Below are 18,841 nucleotides of genomic sequence, written 5' to 3'. Positions count from 1 at the left end.
CGGGGGTCAGAAGGCGGTCAGGGCCGAGTGCGCCGCAGCCGGTTGCGGCGCCGGATTGTCCGTCGCGCGGCGGGCGCCGCCGGTCAGGGGCAGGCCGCCGGCCGGGGCGAACATGGCCTGGTTGAACGTCGAGCCGGTCGGCGCGGTGGCGATCGGGACGACCGGGAACGCGTTGCCGCCGGCGCGGACCGACGTCGAGATGTAGTCGCCGAACATCCGGCCCTGCGAGGTGTTCGGGATCCACGACAGGCTCATCGGGCCGGCGACCTGGGTGGCGGTGCTCCAGCTCGTGCCGCCGTTGGTCGAAGAGATGAACCCGGCGTCGAGCTGGCAGGTCGCGGCGGTGCAGGCGGAGTCCGGGTAGGAGTAGTACGTCAGGCCGATCCGCGCGCTCGTGCCCGAGGTCGACGCGTCGACGCCGATGCCGGGGACGAAGTGGTCGACCGTGCTGGTGGTGGCGTCGATCGGGACGCGTGCCGGAGCCGACCACGTGGTGCCGTTCGCGGACTTGCTCAGCACGATGTCGTTGCGCGGGCAGCCCGAGCGGAACCGGCAGTCCGACCACGCGACGTAGACCGTGCCCGTGGCGTCGATTTCGGCCGTGGGCAAGGCTTCCTCGCGCAGGCCGCCGGCCGCGTCGTGGTGGCTGACCGCGGCGACCTGGACGGTCGAGGTCCAGCTCGCACCGCCGGTGGTGGAGCGGAAGCTGCGGATCTGGTCGTTGAGCGAGAGGTACGGGACCACGACGGTGCCGTTCGGCTGGACGACCGGCTGGCCGCCGAGCCCGGTGTGCGTGCCGGCGGGAGCTCGGGCCGGGCCCCAGGTGAGCCCGCCGTCGCTCGAGGTCTTCATCCGGATCGAGTCACCGGAGCTCGTGATGTCGTATTCGGTGTAGCAATTGCCGAAGAACGGGCTGGACGCCGTGTTGTCGCAGGCGATCCAGTTCTTGTCCAGCGAGCCGGTGGCCGTCGTGACGGGCGTGCCGAACGTCTTGCCGCCGTCGGTGGAGCGGCTGGTGAGCACCGGCGTGCCGCTCGGGCAGGTGACGCCGAGGGCGGAGATCAGCCAGACGCCGTGCTTGGCGTCGAAGGCGACCGCCGCGTCGCTGATCTGGCCGCAGGGGCCGCCGGTGTTGGCGGTCGTGCCGGGCAGGAAGCCCTGCGTCCAGGTCGCGCCGCCGTCGGTGGAGGTGGCGAAGCCGATGTCGGACGAGCCGCCGCCGGAGACGCGCCCGACCTGGAAGGTGGAGACGATGGTCGACCCGAACGCGAACGTGTCGGGTTCGACCTCGGTTCTGTGCTGGGCTTGCGCGTCGGTGAACGGATCGGAGCTGACCTGGGTCACGGTGACGTTCGCGGACGCGGGCGTCGCGGCGACCAGGAGCCCGCCGACCACGACGGCGGGCAGTGCGGTGGCGGTGACGAGTTTTCGGGAAAACGGCATGGCGCGTTCACCTTCTCCGTCGAGTGAATAATCCGAGGCGGGCAGCGGGATCGCCGTTGCGGGCCGTGACGACTGTCGATCCAGCCACTCGCCGCGGGCGCCGTAAAGGCTCTCGACCGATCCAGACCCGTTCGGTGGCGGCCGAACGGCCCAGGAGTTGGCCCACCGCTTACCTGGTCGCAAGTGGACAGTCGAAGGCCTCAGATGTCGCCGAGCAGTCTCGCCGCCTTGATGCCCAGGTGCAGGACCAGGCGGCGTTCCCCGTCGCCCAGGTCGAAGCCGGTGAGTTCCTCGATGCGGCGGAGCCGGTGGTAGACCGTCGCCCGGTGGACGCCGAGGGACTCGGCCACCGCGCGGGAGTCGCCCGCGCGGTCGAGGAAGGTCTCCGCCGTGACGAGGAGTTCGGGGTCGGCCTCGACGAGCGCCGTGATCGCCTGCGCGACCCCCATGCCGCGGAGCTGCTCGCGCGGCTGGGCGGCCAGCAGGGCGTAGATCCCCAGCGCGTCGTGGCGGGCGACGGGCCGGAACACGGGGATGACGTCGGCGACCCGGATCGCGTCGAGCGCCTGCCGGTACGACGTCGCGACGTCCGCCAGCCGCGCCGCGGGACGGCCCACGCCGGCGACCACGGCCCGCCACCGATCGGCGCGCCCGAGCCGCCGCACCGCCGACGAGCACAGCTCGTCCGCGAGCCGGGGGAGCCGGTCCAGCGCGCGCCGCGTCACGACGAGCAGTCCGTGGCCGGGGCGGACCAGGGCCATGCTCTCGCGGACCGGCAGGGCCGTGGCGGCCGCACGCAGCGCCGCGCCGAGCGCCAGGCGGTCACCCGCGTCGACCTCCTGCCCGGCCACCGGCAAGGGCGCGACGACGACGGCGACGACGTCACCGCGGGCCGCGAAGAGGTCCGACTCGACGAGCCCGTCGGCGGCGAGGGCGCGTGCCGCCTCGTCGTCCGACAGCAGGTCGCGGAGGAGCTCCCCGACGCGGGCGTCGTGCAACTCGCCCAGGGCCCGCTCGCGGAACAGCACCTCCGCGGCTTCGCCGGCCGCGACCCCGGCGAGCGCGAGCCCGGCGTTGTCGACCGGGTCGTCGGCGTCGATCAGCCACAGGTAGCCGAACTGGACGCCCTGGAACCGGATCGGGATCGCGACCCGCGGGAGCAGGTCGAACTCCGCCGACGCGGGCAGGCGGACCGGCCCGTCGGCGCGGGGGAGCCGGAACCGCCGCAACCAGGCGACCGCTTCCGGTGGCGCCTCGCGGTTCAGGATCACCCGCGCGCGCATGTCGTCGATCGGGCCGGCCTGCGCGCTGTAGGCGAGCAGCCGGAAGTGGACGTCGTCGACCGCGACCGACCGGCCCAGCTGCCGGGCCAGCGTGTCGACCACCCGCTGCAGGTCTTCGCTCACGGAACCGCGTCCGGACGCATCACGCCCGTGAATGTAACCCGGTCGGCCTAGTCTTCGCCGAGCCACGCGACGACGTCGAGTTCGACGCGGAAGGGCTGGACGAGCGGCGCGCCGATCGTCGTCCGGGCGGGCCGCCGATCGGGGAACTCCTCGATCCAGACCTCGTTGTAGCCGGCGAAGTCGCCGAGGTCGGCCAGGTAGGCGGTGACCTTGAGGACCTGGTCCGGCCGCGCGCCGGCCTCGGCCAGCACCCGCCGGACGTTCGCGAAGGCCGCGCGGGCCTCGTCCTGGAAGGCCCCGGTCACCGGCCGCCAGCCGTCGTCGACCCCGACCTGGCCCGAGAGCAGCAGGAGGTCGCCCTGACGGCGGAACGCCGGCGCGGGCGGCGGGGTGATCGCGTTCGGTTTCATCGAAGCCTTCCTCGCAGCGGGTCGAACGGGGCGATGGCGGGTGTCCCGCACACGACCTGCGCGGCCAGCAGCTTCCCGGTGACCGGTCCGAGCGTCACGCCCCACATGCCGTGGCCTCCCGCGACGTGGACGCCGGGAACCTTCGTCGCGCCGATCACCGGGAGGCCATCGGGCGTCAGCGGCCGGGACCCGACCCACGGTTCGCGCACGTCGTCCCAGCCGGCGTCGATCAGGGGGTGGAGCGAACGCAGGACAGCGTCCAGGCGGCGACCGTCGAAGGGCGCGTCCCGGCCGGCGATCTCCATCGCGCCCGCGACGCGGACCCGGTCTCCGTACGGCGTGAGCGTCACCCGGGCGCCGGGCAGGTAGGCCGGACCCGGGAGCGGTCCGGCGAGCCGGACGCTGCACGAGTACCCGCGCCCGGCCTGCACCGGCACGCGCACGCCCAGCCGGCGGCCCAGCTCCGGCAGCCACGCACCTGTCGCGAGCACGACGGCGTCGGCCCGGTTCGGCGGTCCCGCCCAGGTGTCCACCTGCAGCCCGCCCGGCCCGAACCCGATCGACCGCACGTGCGCGCCCTCGGCGACTTCGCCACCGCGCTCGCGCACCGACCTGGCGAGCGCGTCGAGGAACGCGCCCGGCGCGAGGAAGCGCTGGCCCTCCAGGTGCAGGACCTGCGTGACGAGGTCGGAGAACGGCGCCTCGTGGCCCGCCGAGATCCGGTAGGACGCGCCGGCGAGCTCGTGCTCGAGCCCGGCGGTGTCCTGGCCGGCGGTGAACCCGATCCGGACGGTCCGCTCGTGGACCTCCGCCGCGACACCACCCTTGATCAGCTCGTCGAACGCGCCCAGGCTGTCGGCCGCCAGCGGCCCGAGCGCGGCCATCCCGCGCTGCCACCGGGACGCGGTCGCGTTCCGGGTGAACCCGGCCAGGAACGCCACGGACGGCCGCCCGCTCACCGAGACCGGCGAGCCCGGGGTGAGCAGGCTGCGCAGGCCCTCCCGCAGCAGGGCCGGCTCCGCCAGCGGCGCCACCATGGCCGGCACGAGGTAGCCGGCGTTGCCCCACGACGCACCCGCCCCGACGACCGACCGCTCCAGGACGGTGACCTCCGCGCCGTGCTCCTGCAGGAACCACGCGCACGAAAGCCCGACGACGCCGGCGCCCACGACCACCACCCGGGTCATCGCCACACCGCTTCCGCCACGCGCAGGAAGTTCCCGCCCATGATCCCGTCGACGGCCTCCGGCGCGTGGCCGCGTTCCAGCAGGGCCTCGGCGATGCCGGGCAGGCGCTCCGGCTCGACGAACTCCAGCCGGTCCCACCGCGCGTAGCTCGCCGGGAACAGGTCGGGGTTCGCGGCCAGCTCGTCGCCGGCCTGGTCGAAGCAGTAGTCCAGCCCGAGGCCCACGTGCTCCCAGCCGAGGAGCTTCACGGCGTGCTCGACGTGGCGGACGAGCGTCTCGGTGCTCGCGTCGTTGTGTCCCAGGAACATCCCCACGCCGTCGATCCCGACGACCCCGCCGGTCGCCGCGCACGCGAGCAGCTGGTCGTCCCCCACGTTGCGCGGGTCGTCGTGCACCGCTCGCGCCGCGGTGTGGGACACCACCACCGGCGCCGTCGACGCCGCGAAGACGTCCATCGACGTCCGGTACGAGCAGTGCGCGACGTCGACCACCATGCCCACCCGGTTCATCTCGGCCACCACCGCCCGGCCGTAGTTCGTGAGGCCGCCGTCGGTCTCGTCGTGACAGCCCGAGCCGGCCGCGTTGCGCTGGTTGTAGGTCAGCAGCATCGTGCGCACACCCAGGTCGTAGTAGGTCCGGACGAGGTCGAGCCGCCCGCCGAGCGGGTTGGTGTCTTCGAGGTCGAACGCGACCGCGAGCCGTCCGGTGGCCTCGGCCTCGCGCACGTCCTCGGCCGTGCGGGCCAGGACGTAGCGGTCGGGCCGGGCGAGCAGCTGCCGCCGGAACCCCGACAACACCCGGATCGTGCCGGCGATGTCGTGCGGCGCGTAGCCGACGTTCACCGACACGAACGACGCGCCCGCCTCGGCGTACCGCAACAACGCGCCGACGTCGGTGTCCGGGTCGAGCGGCAGGCAGCAGTGCTGCTCCCACACCGGCATCAGTGGCACCCGGGCAGCCGCGCGCCGTGGTGGAGGGCCTTCTTGTAGCGGGCCTCTTCCTCGAGCGAAGGCGGGAGGTCCGCGGTCAGCAACGGCCGCTCCGGCAGCGCGTCGCGGTCCACCACGACGCCGTCCTTGATGACGGCGTGGATGCTCTGGTAGTTCTTGGCGCCGCGCAACGGATCCTCGTCCAGGACCACCATGTCGGCGATCTTGCCGGGTTCGAGCGTCCCGAGATCGTCATCGACGTGGTAGGCCTTCGCGACGTTGCGGGTCGCCGCGTGCAGCAAGGCCATCGGCGACATGCCCTTTTCCTCCATGGCCCGGAGCCAGACGAAGTGGCCGGTCGCCAGGCGGCCCAGGCCCTCCTCTTCGGGCAGGCCGTTCCAGGTGCCCTTGATCATCGGCTCGGTCATGACCTCCGGGGCGAAGATGCCGCCGTCGTTGGCGAGGAGGATCGACGCGCCCGAGTCGACGAGGTTGCGGGCGTTGGCGTCCGAGGCCTTCCACAGGGTCCATTCGAAGTCCGAAATGGACTCCTTGAGGACCTTGATCCCGTTGTCGGTCAAGGGGAAGACGACGGCGCCGCAGTTCTTCTCGGCGAAGAGGTCGAGGGTTTCGCGCGGGATCTCGGTGGGGCCGGTCATGTTGCAGTGCTGCACGAGGTCGCAGCCCGCTTCCAGGGCCATCCGCAGGCCCTCGACCGTCCCGGTGTGGGACTGCGCGGTCAACCCGGCGCGGTGGGCCTCTTCGACGATGACGCGTTGCGTGCGCTCCGAGAACTGGAGGAAGGCACCGGCCGAAGCTCCGCCGTGCTCGTTCGACGCGTACTTGACGAAGTCCACGCCGCGTTCGAGGTACGCGCGGACCTCCTTGCCGACGTCCTCGGGCGTGAGCCACATGAGGTGCCGCCCGACGTTCTCGACCCACGTCGCGTTCACCCGGTCGACGAAGTGGGTGCTCCCGACGCCGGGGATCCGCTTGTCGAAGTCGTCGGAGAACGGGCCCTCGAACCCGATGATGTTGCCCGCGCAGCGGATCCGACTGCCGGTCGTCTCGCCCCGGTCGATCCGGTCGCGGACCGCCGTCAGCGCGCGTCGCGGGCCCCAGGTGTCGAAGACCGTCGTCATCCCGTTCTTCAGGGCGACCTGCGCGGCCTCGACGATCAGGTCCTCGTAGCGCCCTTCGTACCGGACGAGCGTCTCGAAGAGGACGTTCACGAGGAGGTGCACGTTGGCGTTCATCAGCCCGGGGATGACGAACTTCCCGCTGAGGTCGAGGGTTTCGGTGCCGGTCAGCTCGTCCGGGCGCCCGATCGCCACGATGCGGCCGTCGTCGATCAGGATCGCGTGACCGTCGATGCCCTTGTCGGAAACGCCGTCGATGACGGTCGCGCCAGTCAGCAGGAGTGACATCGTCGTCCTTTCGTTCTCCAGCTCTTCCCCTCACGGTAGAACCGGCGGCACCGCCCAGGTATGGACAGGAGTCGCGCGGCCACGGACGGCCGTTCGACAGCTGTCGCATGCGTCGTGGCCCTTCGCTTGACAGGATGGCCCGATGCTCACATCGAACGAACTCGCCGGTCGGTTGTCACGGCTGGCGGAGAAGTTCACCGTGACGGGTGCGTCGGCCGCGCTGTGGCACGACGGCGCCCTCGTCCGCGCCGAAACCGGGACGGTCAACGTCACGACCGGCGCTCCCGTGCGGCCGGACACGCTGTTCGCGGCCGGATCCGTCACGAAGGTGCTGACCGCGTCCCTGGCCATGACCCTGGTGGACGAAGGCCGGCTCGACCTCGACGCACCGGTGCCGGCGTACCTCCCGGGCTTCACGACGGCCACTCCGGATCGCTCGGCGGCGATCACCGTGCGCATGCTGCTCAACCACTCGTCCGGGCTGCCCGGCAACTACCTGCCGAACCTGCCCCCGGGCGACGACGTCCTCGAGCGGTTGCAGCGCGAGCTGGCGGCGCTGGCCGTCACGGGCGTCCCCGGCCGGCGGTTTTCCTACAGCAACATGGGCATGAGCACGCTCGGCCGCATCGTGGAGGTGCTCACCGGCGAACGGTTCGACGTCGCCCTGAGCACGCGCGTCCTGCGGCCGCTCGGGATGACCGCGACCGCGGACGCCGAGGAGATGCTCCTCCACTCGACCGCCGTCGGGCACGTCGTCGACGGCACCGTCTCACGAGTGCCCCGCCTGCGCGTCTGGCCCGAGTACGGCCCGGCGGGGTCCCGCCTGTGGCTCGACGTCGAGTCCTTGGTCCGCTTCGGCCGGGCGCACATCGACGGCCACGGCCTCCTCTCGCCGGAAGCCGTGGAGCAGATGCGCACACCCCAGTACGACGAGTTCTGGGGCTGCCTGCGCGGGTGCGCGAACTTCGGCCTGGGCTGGGGCCTGTTCCGGGAGGGCGACGACCCGGTCCTGACGCATTCGGGCGCCAACCTCGGGATGCATTCGACCCTCTACGTCATTCCCCGGCAGCAGGTCGTGCTCGCGGTGCTCACCAACAGCAGTACGGGAGCGATGCTGCATTCCACCCTGTGCACGGAGATCCTCGACGAGTACTTCTCCGTCCGCGGCCCGGCGGCCGTCACCGCGCCCGGATCCACCTTCGAGGTCGACAACGGCAAGTTCACCGGCCGCTACCGGGCGTCCGACGGCCAGGTGTCCGTCGAGGACCACGACGGCCGGCTCCACGTGCGCTTGATCCCCGACGCCGGCCTGGCCGAATGGGAACGCCTGATGGGCAGCCCGGCGGGCGGCGGCCAGGCACGGCCGATCACGTGCATCGACCGCGACCGAAGCCGGTTCGTCATGGACCTCGGCAGCCCGGGAAGCGTCGCGGCGGTGCAGTTCCACGACCCCGGCCCGGACGGCCGCCCGGCCCTGGTCCGGCTGGGGACGCTCTACGAACGGGGCTAGAGCGCCGGCTTGCCCGGCTGGTAGAGCCAGGTGCGGAAGAACGCGTCGAGGTCGCGGCCGGTCAGCCGCTCGACGAACTGGACGAACTGCCGCGTCGAGACGTTGCCGTAGCGGTTTGCCGTCGGCCACTGCGTCAGCACCCGGAAGAAGTCGCGGTCGCCGATCTTCGTGCGCAGGGCCTGCAGGGTCATCGCGCCGCGGTTGTAGACGAGGTCGTCGAAGATGTGGTCGCGTCCGGGGTCGGCGACCTTCCCGGTCCAGTCCTTCTCGTCGGCGTAGGTCTTCGCGAAGGTCTGCTGCACGGGGACGCCGTTGAACTTCTCCTGGTAGAGCCACTCCGAGTAGGTCGCGAAGCCTTCGTTGAGCCAGATGTCCGACCAGTGCACCGGGGTGAGGCTGTCGCCGAACCACTGGTGGCCGAGCTCGTGGGCGAGCAGGTCGCCGTCGACGTCGCTGGTGCCCTGGTCGTAGACCGGCCGGCTCTGCGTCTCGAGGGCGTACCCGACGCCGACGTCGGCGAGGATGCCGCCGGTCGAGTCGAACGCGTACGGCCCGTACACCGAGGACTCCCACTGGACGATCTGTGCCGTGGTCTGGTTGAACACCTTGCCCTGACCGGGCTGGGTGTCGATCGACATGCCGATCGCGGTGATGTTCGGCAGGCCCCCGGCCGTCACGCCGCGGGTGACGTCGTAGTCGCCGATCGCGAGCATGCTCAGCTCGCTGGCCATCGGCCGGTTCATGGACCAGCGGAAGGTGGTCTGGTGATCGTGCGTGGTGGTGGGCCCGGGTTCGCCGTTGGCCAGCACGGTGAGCCCGGTCGGCACGGTGATGGTCTGGGTGTAGGTCGCCTTGTCGTCGGTGGTGTCGTTCACCGGGTAGTAGGTCGCGGCCCCGATCGGCTGGTTGAGCGCGACCGCCCCGTCCTTGGTGGCGACCCAGCCGGACAGGCCGAGCGCGGGATCCTCGATCTTCTGCGGCACGCCGGCGTAGCTCACCGAGACGACGAACGGGCTGCCCTTCCGCAGCCCGTACGGCGGGGTGATCACCAGCTCCTGGGCCCCACTGCGGGTGAAGGCGGCGTCCAGCCCGTTCACCGAAAGCCGGCTGATGGTCAGCGGTCCCTGGAAGTCCAGGTCGAAGCGGGAGAGGTCCTGGGTGGCGGTGGCGAGGATCGTCGTGGTGGCGTCGATCGCCTGGGTCGCCGGGCTGTACGTCAGCCGGATGTCGTAGTGGCCGACGTCGTAGCCGCCGTTGCCCATGTCGGGGAAGTACGGATCCCCGGCGCCGGGCGCACCGGGGGAGTACCGGGGCGCCGCCTCCGCCACCGGACTCGTGGCGGCCACCAGCCCGGCGGCCAGTGCACAAGAGATGATCACCAAGCCAGGCATCGGTCCTCCTCGGCAAGCATCGACGCTGAAGAGTAGGTCGGCCGGAAAAACGGATCAACCCTCTTGCCGGCCGCGAAGAAGTTCCGCGGGGGAGTACACGGATCGCGCGCGGCGGGAGTCTTCCTGGTGATGGCTGACTACGAGGACTTCGTCCGGGCGCACCTGCCGCGGTTGCTGCGCTACGCGACGATGCTGACCGGGGAGCGGGAACAGGCGGCTGACCTGGTGCAGGACGTGCTGGTCAAGGCGTACCGGCGGTGGTCGCGGGTCAGCGACGCCGACCACCCCGACCACTACGTCCTGCGGATGGTGACCAACGACTACCTGTCCTGGCGGCGCAGCCGGTCGGCGCGGCTGATCGCCGTGGGCGACCCGCCGGAGGAGGCGCGGCCGGACGACTTCGCGTCGGACCACGCGGCACGCGAGGACATGTGGCAGCGCCTGGCGCGGCTGCCCCGGCGCCAGCGCGCGGTCGTGGTGCTGCGGTACTACGAGCAGCTCGCCGACGCCGACATCGCCGACCTGCTCGGCTGCGCCCAGGCCACCGTGCGGGCCCACGCCCGCAAAGCCCTGACGACCCTGCGAAACGGCCTGAGCATCGAGCGCGTGGCTCAGGCGAAGGAGAGCTGATGGACCTCGAGAACCTGATCAAGGACACCTTCACCGCCCACGAGCCCGACGCTCCCGACAGCGACCAGGTCCTGGCGGCCACACGCCGGCGCCTCGACCGAAGGCGGCCCGTGGTGAGCCGTCCGCTCGTGGTCGGCGCCGGGGTGGCCCTGCTCGTCCTGGCCGCGGTCGCCGTCGCCGCGCTGAACCGGCCCGCGCAGGACACCCAGGCCGCCGCGGGCACCGGCCCGGCCGCCGTCGAGGCGCCCGCCAAGGCGGCCATCGCGGAGCTGCCCATGCCCTTCTCGCTGGGCTGGCTGCCGCCGGGCACGGCCGACTACCTCGCGCGCCGGATCAACACCGGTGGCAGCGCGGCCGACCCCGACAAGCCGGTGTACGGCGGCGAGTACCTGCTGACCGTCACCTCCGGACCCCAGGTCCTGCTGGTGGATGTGCAGGAAATGCGGATGATGCCGGTGGAACAGGCCGCCTTCAAGTCCGGTCCGGGCCGGCACGTCACCCTCGGCGGGCGGGCCGGCGTGGAGAGTTCGCGCTCCGACGGCCCGGGCGGGTACGAGGTGTACTTGACCCACCCCGAGGGCGGCTCGCTGTACGTCAACGTGGCCGCGCAGCCGGGCAGCACGGCGTCGGCGCAGCAGCTGGTCGACGCAGGCCGCCGCGTCGCGGAGAACGTCGCCTTCCCGGGCACGACGACCGTCACCCCGGCGTTCGGCCTCGGCAAGCTGCCCGGTGGCCTGCGGATGTGCGCGTTCGACGTCGAGAAGAGCGGCCCGAGCGGCCCGCGCACGAGTTACTCGGTGGGCACCTGCGCCACCCGGCCACCGGTCCAGGTGCGCGGCGATGAGCCCGGCCAGGTGCGCGGCACCGCGGGGCACCCGGTCCAGGGGCACGCGACCCGCTACCAGGACGAGAACGGTTACCGCACGCTCTGGATCCTCAAGGCCGTCCACGACGCGCCGGTCGCCGTCGCGGGCTCCGGCGCGCAGGCGGAGCTGTACGCCATCGCCGACAATCTCGTGCTGCCCCAAGGATAACCAGGCGTTCAGACGAGCAGGTCGAAAATCCGGAAGACCTGGTCCCACTCGGCGGAGCCGGGGTTCTTCACGCGCGGGTCGACGATCTTGAACGCCTGGGCGAGAGCCACGCTGAGACCGCCGGCGACGGCCGGGAGCCGTGCCTCGGCGTCCTCGGAGATCGCGATCCCGAGCGGGGGACGCGCGAGGAGCTGCTCGAGCAGCGGCACCACCTCCAGGTCTTCGTCCATTTTGGAGAACTCGTGCATGCGCTCCTGCAGTCCCTTGGTGATCGGCAGGTCCCGCGGCTCGATGACGTCCCGCAGGTTGGCCTTGGCCGTGGCCTTGGCGACCACGAAGAGGTCGTGGATCTTGCGGTCCAGGAACTCGTCGTACCGTTTCAGATCGCTCTTGTCGACGTCCAGGCTCGCGGCCATCCGGAAGAACCGTTCGAACCTCGCCGCACCCATGACCGGCATCAGACCTCCTGGGAAAGGTGTGGGTACAGGAAGCATGGCCGCCGCGGGCGGGCGGCGGCTCACACACCGGGGACTGAATTTGCCGGGCCGATTCACCCTGCCAGGTCGGTACGGCGGAGACGTTGCCGAGACAGGCTGGTGAGACCGGGAAGAGCGGACGGGATCCGAGGAGGCCGTCCACACCGGACGTAGTCCCGAACCTGGGAGGCCCATGTCCGACCACGAGCAGTCCCCGAAACCGGGCTTCGTCCTGGACACGAAGCTGGCCAAGAAGTTCGTCGCCGGCGAGCTGGACGAGGCCGGCCAGGCCGAGCTGGCCGGCCAGGTGGCCGTCCTCGTCATGTTCCACGCGGAGCTGCCCACCGCGCTCGCCGCGCAGATGACCCGGATCGTGCGGCACCTCGGCGGCGAGGCCGGGCTGGTGCGGTGGCTGGACCGCTTCCCCGGCCGCCCGAAGATCGTGGCCAGGCTCTTCGCGCTGATCGACCTGCTGGACACGGTCAGCGCCGAGCCCGCGGTGGTGACCGCGCTGTCCGAACTGCGCGCCGGCACCCGGTACCCGCCGGGACTGGCCGGCTACCTGTCCCCGGACACCGACGACGAGACGCTCGCCGGGCTGGCCTGGCACATCGAACGGCTGGTCGCCGACGACCGGGTGGCCGACGCGGTACGGCTGGCACGGAACTCGGCGGCGCTGGTCGAGCGGCTCGCCGGCCGAGCCAGGGAGCTGAACCCGGACCTGCCCGACTTGGCCGGCCTGGCGGCCGAAGCGAGCAAGGCAGTCGACGAAGCTGCCCATGACACGGCGGGTCTGGCCGAGTGAACGTTCTCCAGCTCGACGTCGACCGCGTGGATGCCGCGCTTTCACCCCAGGAGACGGCGGCCGTCGAAGTGGTGGGCCGGGTGCTCGACGCGACGGCACACCCGGGCGAGGACGGGAGAGGGATTTCCCTGGTCCGTCCCGACGGCCGACGGGTGGCTCTGGCCGAGTCGACCGTCGGGGAGCAGCGGGAGCTCGGACTTGCCCACCTGCGGCGTGAGTCGGACCTGCGGTGGACGGCACCGGCCCGCTGGTGGTGGCTCGTGACGGTCGGCGACGTCCGGTGCCTGTCCCGGGTGCGGGACGTGTTCCCCGTGGCGGCAAGGGCGTGCGAAGCGCACGGCGTGACCACGCCCGCCGAGCTCCCGGTGCCGGTGACGGCCGCGGTACCCGACCTGCACTGGCTGGTGCACACGGCGCCGGCCCGGCTGGTGGGCCACCCGGAGAAGCTGGACGAGCCGGCGACGGTCAGCGTGACGCCCGCCCACGGCCGGGCACCCGCGGACATGGCCACCGTGGCGCCCGCGCTGGAACGGTGGCTGGTGACCGCGCAAGCGGCCCGCGCCCTGGCGACGTTGGCCCGGCGCCGAGCCGACGAACGGCACCTCTACCTGACCGTGGACTACACCGGGCTGGCGTCCGACGCGTTCGACGCGCTCGTGCGAGCCGACGGAGTTCCGCAGGAGCCGCTGCGAAATCGCGGTGACCTCTCGCATTTGTGGGTCGCCCCGGTGTTCGGCCGCCGAGTGTTGCTGTGGTCGCACCAAGACGGATGGAGCCGGCACGAGCCGTATCCGACGTCAGCGGCCATCGACCGTTGAACACGGTCACCGCTTGGCTGCAGTACCAGCTGGCGGGCGACCAGACGGCGAAGGAGGTCTTCTTCGGGCCGGCACCGACGCTGAAGCAGGACACCGCGTGGTCGGACTTCGCTCGCACCAGCAAAGCCGACGCCAGCTGACAGCCACCGTACGAGACGAGCGCCGCGATTCACCGCTGATTCAGAGACGAAAGACGGCCTTGACTGCCAGCAGCCAGATCCGCAGTGCGCCGTAAACCGATCGCCCGTCGGACTGCCGTAGCCCGTGGGGCGACCCTTTCAAATTGATGCAAGCCGACGGTGCGGGATGGGCCCCGGCTGTCCCCGTCCGGCCGCGCCCGAGATCAGCGGGCAGATCGCACCGCCGGTGCGCCGCGGCTGGGGGAGTGCTCCAGTTCTGCACCACCAAGAGCGCGCCGCAAGCCGATCACCGAAGATCGGCCCCAGAACACAAGAAACCCCTCCGGCCAGCCGAGGGGGTTTCGTGAGTGTGGAGCTAAGGGGACTCGAACCCCTGACCCCCTCACTGTCAGTGTGGGTCGATCATGGTCCTGACCTGCGGCGATAGAGAATCGCCTGGTAAAAGGATGCGCTTCGGGGTCGTTGCTTGCAACCGCGTGTTGTTGAGCCCGGTTGTGACAGGGGTTTGCCCCAGCTGTGCCCCAGCGAAATTGGTGAGAGAGTTAGCGGTTTTGGTCTCGGGCATCAGTGGATTTGGCAGGCAAGCCAGGTAGTCGGGGCCGCGGCATCAGTTGCGCGCCGGATCTTGTTGAGTCACTCGGGCAGCTCACGTCGTGGGCCGCCGGCTGCCCGGAGCGGAATTCTCGCTCAGGCGCGTAGGAGTGGATGCTGTCAACGAGCAGGGCCTGACATCCGCGGCTAGATGGCCGGGACGAATGCGATCAGGCGCTGGTGGGGATCGTCGACTACCTGCAGGACCAGTTGGTCGACAGTCTCTTCGGTGCCTTCCGGCGTGCGGAGGCGGATCCGGAGGGAGGTGTGTGGCCGGACGACGTCGTTGCGTTTCCAGAGGGCGCCGAAGTCGGGGTTCGTGCGGGTCAGCTCGTCGATCCAGTCCTCGGTGTGCGGGCCGGCCGGGGTGCTCGCGCGTACGATGCCGATCACTGTGCACCGCATGGCTTCCAGGTCCGCGAACCGGCTTTGCAGGACCGGGTCGGTGAACAGCATCTGCACGTACCGGCGCTGCTGTGGCGGGATCGCGGCGAAGTCGGTCAGCAGCTCGGTGGCGGCGGTGTTCCAGGCGAGGATCGCGGTGGCCGGTCCGACCAGGACTGCGGGGACCTCGCCCATCCGGTCGACGAGGCGACGCAGCGGATCGCTCGGTTCGGGGTTGTCCGGCGGGGCGACGGGGTCAGCGAGGAGATCCAGCGCGTACCGGGTCTGGTCGTCGTCCAGCTCGAGGGCGGCGGCGACGCGGCGGATCACGTCGGCGCTGGGCAGGACCCGGCCCTGCTCGATCCTCGTGTAGTACTCGTCGCTGACGAACGCGCGGGCGGCGACTTCGGCGCGGCGGAGGCCGGGCACCTGGCGGCGGCCCGGGTCCGCGTCGGCCGGGGGCGGGGCCTCGTCGCGGCGGGCGTGCAAGAACGCGCCGAGCTGGGCGAGCCGCGGGTCACGGGCCATCAGCGTGACCCGATCGGGTGGGGGATCGGATCCTCCCCCTCCCGCCGCCGGCTCCCGGGAGAGACGGTGGAGTCATGATCGAACACGAACGCATCGACGTCCACACCCACCTGGTCCCTCCGTTCTGGGGCGAGGCCCTCGCGCAGCACGGCGGTGACCCGTCGGGCTGGACAGTCCCGTCGTGGACGCCGGACGACCACCTGAAGTTCATGGACGCCAACGGCATCGCCACGAGCGTACTGTCGCTGACCGCCCCGAGCGTGGCGGGCTGGGAAGGCGCCGCGCGTCGCGAGATGGCGCGGCGGGTCAACGACTACACCGGCGAACTGGTGCGGAAGCGTCCGGACCGGTTCGGGAACTTCGCGACCCTCCCGCTGCCCGACGTCGAAGGCGCGGTCGCCGAAGTCGACTACGCCTTCGACCAGCTGCGCGCCGACGGCGTGGTGCTGCTGTCCAACTACGACGGCGTCTACCTCGGCGACGACCGGTACGCGCCGTTGTGGGAGGCACTGGACCGGCGCGACGCGGTGGTGTTCATCCACCCGGCGCACCCGCTGCTCCCCGTGCTGCCCGAGGTTCCGGGGCCGATGGTGGACTATCCGTTCGACACCACCCGCAACGCGGTGCACATGGTGGTCCACGGGATCACCGAACGGTACCCGAACGTGCGAATCATCCTGTCGCACGCGGGCGGCTTCGTGCCCTACGCGGCCTTGCGGTTCTGCCAGGTCGAGGTCGCGATGGATCCCACCGGGCCCGACGAAGACGAGCTCCTGGCCCGGTTCCGCAGCTTCTACTGGGACACCGCTCTGTCGTCGGGCGAATACGCCTTCGGCGCGCTGACTCGGTTCGCCGACCCCACGCGCATCCTCTACGGCAGCGACTTCCCCTACGCCCCGCTGCCGGTGGCCACCCGCTTCACCGAAATCCTCGACACCGGCAGCGGGCTCACCCCCGAACAATCCCGCGCGATCGACTCCGAGAACGCCCGCGCGCTCTTCGCCCGGCTGGGCTGATCGGCTGCCCTGCGGCCCGCCCCGAGCAACGGCGGGCGGGCCGAAAGGGTGTTCAGGCCAATGCCCGTTCGTCGGTGCCGTCGAGTCCTTCGGCATACCGGACGAGGGCGGCGGTCGTCCGTTCGATGTGGTCGCGAAGTGCCTGGGTCGCACCGGCTTCGTCGCGCGCGACGGTGAGGTCGGCGATCAGCTTGTGCTCGGCGGCGACGTCGCGGTCGGTGTCGCCGGCGAGTTCCTGGGACCAGTGCTGGTAAAGCTCCGCGCAGTCGCGCAGGCCGGTCGCGATGGCTTCGAGCCGCGCGATCCCGCAGCCGGCAAGCAGCGTGTGGTGGAACGCGCGGTGGGCGAGGGTGAACGCCGGGTCGACATGTCCCTCCGCGGTCAGCATCGGGGTGCGCGCCAGGGTGTGGTGGGTGGCCAGGACGGAGCCTTCCCACGCCAGGTCGCCGTGCTTGATCGACTCCGCGAGGGCGAGCGTCTCGATCAGGACGCGGGTGCGGGTCAGATCCTGCAGGTCGCTGATCGTCAGCTGCGCGACGGCGAACCCGCGCTGCGGTGACGCTTCGACCAGGCCTTCCCCGGCGAGGCGGGTCACGGCCTCGCGCACGACGGACAGGCTCACCTCGTACCGCGCGGCGAAGTCGTTCAGCTTGAGCTTGCTCCCGGGTGGCAGCTCGCCGCCCAGCAGGCTGCCGCGGATGCGGTCGTAGACCTCGTGGACGCGCGTGGGCTTGGCGGGGGTGGTGGCCATGCCGCCAGTCTACGGGCACGCGGAAGAAAATAGGCAGTTCGACTGAATATCGATTTTTGGTTGACGGATCGAAAATCGGCGCGCATGCTGTGAGCCACGCCATGCATCGACGATGACTGCAGCGCCGGGCCCGTCAGGAGCTTCTCGACCGCGCATCGTCGGTCCCGACCAAGGAGATGCTCATGTCCGACATCCGGGTGCCCGTCCTGATCGTGGGCGGTGGCGGCGCCGGTCTCACCGCGTCGATGACCCTGTCCACCCTCGGCGTCGAATCACTGCTGGTCAGCGCGCTGCCGACCACCTCGACGCTGCCCAAGGCGCACGTACTCAACCAGCGGGCGATGGAGATCTTCACCGAGGTCGGCGTCGCCCCGGAGATCTACCGGCGCAGCACCCCGGCCGCGAACATGCGCGCGACCGGCTGGTACGCCGGGCTGGCCGGGCCGCACGAGGGCTACGGCCGCAAACTGGGCGAACTCGAGGTCTGGGGTGGCGGCTACACCGACCCCGACTACGTCGCGGCCAGCCCGTGCCGAACCTGCAACCTGCCGCAGATCCGGCTCGAGCCGGTGCTGAAGGCGCACGCCGAGAAGCTCAACCCGGGCGGGGTCCGGTTCAACCACGAACTCGTCGACCTGACGCAGGACGCCGACGGCGTGACCGCGACCGTCCGCGACCGGAGCACCGACACGACCTACCAGGTGCACGCGCAGTACCTGATCGCGGCCGATGGCGGCCGGACGGTCGGCAAGCTGATCGGCGTGGGGATGACCGGGCCGCGGGACCTCATGAAGATGGTCTCCATCCACATGACCGCGGACCTGTCGCCGTGGGCCACCGACGACGACGTGTTGATCCGCTGGCTGGTCAACCCCGATTTCGGCGGCTCCTGGAGCGGCGTGCTCGTCCCGATGGGACCCGACCACTGGGGCCCGGAGTCGGAGGAGTGGGTCTTCCACATGCAGTACGCCACCGACGACCCCGACGCGATGCAGGACGACAAGGTCATCGCCCAGATGCGCGCCACGCTCGGGCTGCCCGAGGACTTCGTGCCCACGGTGCACCGGATCAGCCAATGGGTCATGGAAGGCGTCATCGCCGACAAGTTCCGCGTCGGCCGGGTGTTCTTCGCCGGCGACGCCGCGCACCGGCACCCGCCGACCGGCGGTCTCGGCCTGACCTCGGCGATCCACGACGTCTACAACCTCAGCTGGAAGCTGGCCGCGGTGCTGGCCGGGCGCGCGGGCGACGGCCTGCTGGACACCTACGAGGCCGAGCGCAAGCCGGTGGACCAGAACAACATCGACAACGCGATCGCCAACGCGATGAACCACTTCACCCTCGACCAGGCCCTCAACCTGTCGACGGAGAAAACCGCGGAGGAGAACTGGGCCGAGCTCGCCCCGCTGTGGCACGACCTGCCGGGTTCGGCGGAGAAGCGGCACGCGCTCAACCGGGCGATCGGCTCGCAGACCATGGAGTTCCGGCACCACAACGTCGAATTCGGCTACCGCTACGACTCCGCCGCGATCGTGCCCGACGGGAGCCCGGAGTACGTGCCGCTCGACCCGGTCCGGCTCTACGAGCCCAGCACCAAACCGGGACATCCGATGCCGCACGCGTTCGTCGAGAGCCAAGGCGAGCGCCTCGCGCTCGGGACCCTCGTGCACGGCGGCAGGTTCCTGCTGCTGGCCGCGGAGGAAGGCCAGGCCTGGGTCGAAGCCGCCAACAAGCTCTCCGCGGAGAACGACCTGCCGCTCGTGGCCGGCACTATCGGCGTCCTCGGCTCCGACTTCGTGGACGTGCGCTGCTCCTGGCTGAAGAACCGCGGCGTCTCCCCGACCGGCGCGGTCCTGGTGCGCCCGGACCGCTACATCGCGTTCCGCTCGGCAGAGGGCGTCGACGACCCGCACGCCGTGCTGCGGGCCGCCCTGGCCCAGGTGCTGGCCGCCGACCTTCGCTGAT

Annotated in this window: 18 protein-coding genes; 8 read left to right on the top strand and 10 right to left on the bottom strand. The window is 71.2% G+C overall.

What is annotated here, in order from left to right:
• Window positions 1-6: 6 nt before the first annotated feature.
• From ACYVLJ_RS30140 to ACYVLJ_RS30115, 6 genes are all read right to left on the bottom strand, one after another.
• Window positions 7-1,443 (bottom strand): sialidase family protein, encoded by a 1,437-nt coding sequence (locus tag ACYVLJ_RS30140; protein ID WP_460441209.1) that lies wholly within the window; start codon window positions 1,441-1,443, stop codon window positions 7-9.
• Between the two features lie 200 nt (window positions 1,444-1,643).
• Window positions 1,644-2,849, bottom strand: a complete 1,206-nt coding sequence (locus ACYVLJ_RS30135; protein WP_460441208.1) for a PucR family transcriptional regulator — start codon at window positions 2,847-2,849, stop codon at window positions 1,644-1,646.
• A gap of 47 nt (window positions 2,850-2,896) precedes the next feature.
• A complete protein-coding gene (locus ACYVLJ_RS30130) occupies window positions 2,897-3,259 on the bottom strand; it encodes a RidA family protein (RefSeq protein ID WP_451981700.1) in 363 nt (120 codons plus the stop codon).
• Complete coding sequence (locus tag ACYVLJ_RS30125) at window positions 3,256-4,446, bottom strand: NAD(P)/FAD-dependent oxidoreductase (protein WP_460441207.1); 1,191 nt, start codon at window positions 4,444-4,446, stop codon at window positions 3,256-3,258. Before ACYVLJ_RS30125 ends, ACYVLJ_RS30130 begins: the two co-directional genes overlap by 4 nt.
• Window positions 4,443-5,387, bottom strand: a complete 945-nt coding sequence (locus tag ACYVLJ_RS30120; RefSeq protein WP_460441206.1) for a dipeptidase — start codon at window positions 5,385-5,387, stop codon at window positions 4,443-4,445. The genes ACYVLJ_RS30125 and ACYVLJ_RS30120 overlap by 4 nt, the downstream gene beginning before the upstream one ends.
• A complete protein-coding gene (locus ACYVLJ_RS30115) occupies window positions 5,387-6,802 on the bottom strand; it encodes an amidohydrolase family protein (RefSeq protein ID WP_460441205.1) in 1,416 nt (471 codons plus the stop codon). Before ACYVLJ_RS30115 ends, ACYVLJ_RS30120 begins: the two co-directional genes overlap by 1 nt.
• Window positions 6,803-6,944: 142 nt before the next feature.
• Between ACYVLJ_RS30115 and ACYVLJ_RS30110 the strand changes: the two genes are divergently transcribed.
• Window positions 6,945-8,312: a serine hydrolase domain-containing protein gene (locus tag ACYVLJ_RS30110; protein ID WP_460441204.1), complete on the top strand. Its 1,368-nt coding sequence runs from the start codon at window positions 6,945-6,947 to the stop codon at window positions 8,310-8,312.
• Here ACYVLJ_RS30110 and ACYVLJ_RS30105 read toward each other — a convergent pair.
• Window positions 8,309-9,703 carry a M1 family metallopeptidase gene (locus ACYVLJ_RS30105; RefSeq protein ID WP_460441203.1) on the bottom strand — a complete coding sequence of 465 codons (1,395 nt, stop codon included), beginning with the start codon at window positions 9,701-9,703 and terminating at the stop codon, window positions 8,309-8,311. The two genes, ACYVLJ_RS30110 and ACYVLJ_RS30105, sit on opposite strands and share 4 nt — an antisense overlap.
• 129 nt (window positions 9,704-9,832) lie before the next feature.
• On the opposite strand from ACYVLJ_RS30105, the gene ACYVLJ_RS30100 reads away from it, so the two are divergent.
• Both ACYVLJ_RS30100 and ACYVLJ_RS30095 read left to right on the top strand, forming a co-directional pair.
• Window positions 9,833-10,333, top strand: a complete 501-nt coding sequence (locus ACYVLJ_RS30100; RefSeq protein WP_451981682.1) for a SigE family RNA polymerase sigma factor — start codon at window positions 9,833-9,835, stop codon at window positions 10,331-10,333.
• Window positions 10,333-11,367 (top strand): hypothetical protein, encoded by a 1,035-nt coding sequence (locus tag ACYVLJ_RS30095; RefSeq protein WP_460441202.1) that lies wholly within the window; start codon window positions 10,333-10,335, stop codon window positions 11,365-11,367. Before ACYVLJ_RS30100 ends, ACYVLJ_RS30095 begins: the two co-directional genes overlap by 1 nt.
• 8 nt (window positions 11,368-11,375) lie before the next feature.
• Here the strand turns inward: ACYVLJ_RS30095 and ACYVLJ_RS30090 are convergent, their stop codons facing one another.
• Window positions 11,376-11,825 (bottom strand): DUF1931 family protein, encoded by a 450-nt coding sequence (locus tag ACYVLJ_RS30090; RefSeq protein WP_451981676.1) that lies wholly within the window; start codon window positions 11,823-11,825, stop codon window positions 11,376-11,378.
• A 211-nt stretch (window positions 11,826-12,036) separates the two neighbouring features.
• On the opposite strand from ACYVLJ_RS30090, the gene ACYVLJ_RS30085 reads away from it, so the two are divergent.
• The 3 genes from ACYVLJ_RS30085 to ACYVLJ_RS30075 are packed head-to-tail and all read left to right on the top strand — an operon-like array spanning window position 12,037 to window position 13,606.
• Window positions 12,037-12,648, top strand: a complete 612-nt coding sequence (locus ACYVLJ_RS30085; RefSeq protein WP_460441201.1) for a hypothetical protein — start codon at window positions 12,037-12,039, stop codon at window positions 12,646-12,648.
• Window positions 12,645-13,466, top strand: a complete 822-nt coding sequence (locus ACYVLJ_RS30080; protein WP_460441200.1) for a hypothetical protein — start codon at window positions 12,645-12,647, stop codon at window positions 13,464-13,466. Before ACYVLJ_RS30085 ends, ACYVLJ_RS30080 begins: the two co-directional genes overlap by 4 nt.
• A complete protein-coding gene (locus tag ACYVLJ_RS30075) occupies window positions 13,463-13,606 on the top strand; it encodes a hypothetical protein (protein ID WP_460441199.1) in 144 nt (47 codons plus the stop codon). Before ACYVLJ_RS30080 ends, ACYVLJ_RS30075 begins: the two co-directional genes overlap by 4 nt.
• Window positions 13,607-14,344: 738 nt before the next feature.
• Here ACYVLJ_RS30075 and ACYVLJ_RS30070 read toward each other — a convergent pair.
• Window positions 14,345-15,109 (bottom strand): helix-turn-helix domain-containing protein, encoded by a 765-nt coding sequence (locus tag ACYVLJ_RS30070; protein ID WP_460441198.1) that lies wholly within the window; start codon window positions 15,107-15,109, stop codon window positions 14,345-14,347.
• Window positions 15,110-15,183: 74 nt separating this feature from the next.
• Between ACYVLJ_RS30070 and ACYVLJ_RS30065 the strand changes: the two genes are divergently transcribed.
• The gene (locus ACYVLJ_RS30065; protein ID WP_460441197.1) at window positions 15,184-16,125 is read left to right on the top strand and encodes an amidohydrolase family protein; all 942 of its coding nucleotides are present in this window, start codon (window positions 15,184-15,186) and stop codon (window positions 16,123-16,125) included.
• A gap of 52 nt (window positions 16,126-16,177) precedes the next feature.
• Here ACYVLJ_RS30065 and ACYVLJ_RS30060 read toward each other — a convergent pair whose 3' ends face one another.
• Window positions 16,178-16,876 carry a GntR family transcriptional regulator gene (locus ACYVLJ_RS30060; protein ID WP_460441196.1) on the bottom strand — a complete coding sequence of 233 codons (699 nt, stop codon included), beginning with the start codon at window positions 16,874-16,876 and terminating at the stop codon, window positions 16,178-16,180.
• A gap of 182 nt (window positions 16,877-17,058) precedes the next feature.
• Here ACYVLJ_RS30060 and ACYVLJ_RS30055 point away from each other — a divergent pair, with 182 nt between their 5' ends.
• The gene (locus ACYVLJ_RS30055; protein ID WP_460441195.1) at window positions 17,059-18,840 is read left to right on the top strand and encodes a Rossmann-fold NAD(P)-binding domain-containing protein; all 1,782 of its coding nucleotides are present in this window, start codon (window positions 17,059-17,061) and stop codon (window positions 18,838-18,840) included.
• Window position 18,841: the final 1 nt, after the last annotated feature.

The sequence above is a fragment of the Amycolatopsis stemonae genome, assembly GCF_054781455.1.
Note: the sequence above shows the minus strand (reverse complement) of the source record. Positions and strands in the feature narration are given on the sequence as shown.

Bases quoted from the DNA above. Each gene is read 5' to 3' on its own strand.
- ACYVLJ_RS30100 (WP_451981682.1), top strand. From the start codon at position 9,833: ATGGCTGACTACGAGGACTTCGTCCGGGCGCACCTGCCGCGGTTGCTG.
- ACYVLJ_RS30110 (WP_460441204.1), top strand. From the start codon at position 6,945: ATGCTCACATCGAACGAACTCGCCGGTCGGTTGTCACGGCTGGCGGAG.
- ACYVLJ_RS30060 (WP_460441196.1), bottom strand. From the start codon at position 16,876: ATGGCCACCACCCCCGCCAAGCCCACGCGCGTCCACGAGGTCTACGAC.
- ACYVLJ_RS30125 (WP_460441207.1), bottom strand. From the start codon at position 4,446: ATGACCCGGGTGGTGGTCGTGGGCGCCGGCGTCGTCGGGCTTTCGTGC.
- ACYVLJ_RS30105 (WP_460441203.1), bottom strand. From the start codon at position 9,703: ATGCCTGGCTTGGTGATCATCTCTTGTGCACTGGCCGCCGGGCTGGTG.
- ACYVLJ_RS30130 (WP_451981700.1), bottom strand. From the start codon at position 3,259: ATGAAACCGAACGCGATCACCCCGCCGCCCGCGCCGGCGTTCCGCCGT.
- ACYVLJ_RS30115 (WP_460441205.1), bottom strand. From the start codon at position 6,802: ATGTCACTCCTGCTGACTGGCGCGACCGTCATCGACGGCGTTTCCGAC.
- ACYVLJ_RS30120 (WP_460441206.1), bottom strand. From the start codon at position 5,387: ATGCCGGTGTGGGAGCAGCACTGCTGCCTGCCGCTCGACCCGGACACC.
- ACYVLJ_RS30095 (WP_460441202.1), top strand. From the start codon at position 10,333: ATGGACCTCGAGAACCTGATCAAGGACACCTTCACCGCCCACGAGCCC.
- ACYVLJ_RS30140 (WP_460441209.1), bottom strand. From the start codon at position 1,443: ATGCCGTTTTCCCGAAAACTCGTCACCGCCACCGCACTGCCCGCCGTC.
- ACYVLJ_RS30085 (WP_460441201.1), top strand. From the start codon at position 12,037: ATGTCCGACCACGAGCAGTCCCCGAAACCGGGCTTCGTCCTGGACACG.
- ACYVLJ_RS30065 (WP_460441197.1), top strand. From the start codon at position 15,184: ATGATCGAACACGAACGCATCGACGTCCACACCCACCTGGTCCCTCCG.
- ACYVLJ_RS30055 (WP_460441195.1), top strand. From the start codon at position 17,059: ATGTCCGACATCCGGGTGCCCGTCCTGATCGTGGGCGGTGGCGGCGCC.
- ACYVLJ_RS30070 (WP_460441198.1), bottom strand. From the start codon at position 15,109: ATGGCCCGTGACCCGCGGCTCGCCCAGCTCGGCGCGTTCTTGCACGCC.
- ACYVLJ_RS30090 (WP_451981676.1), bottom strand. From the start codon at position 11,825: ATGCCGGTCATGGGTGCGGCGAGGTTCGAACGGTTCTTCCGGATGGCC.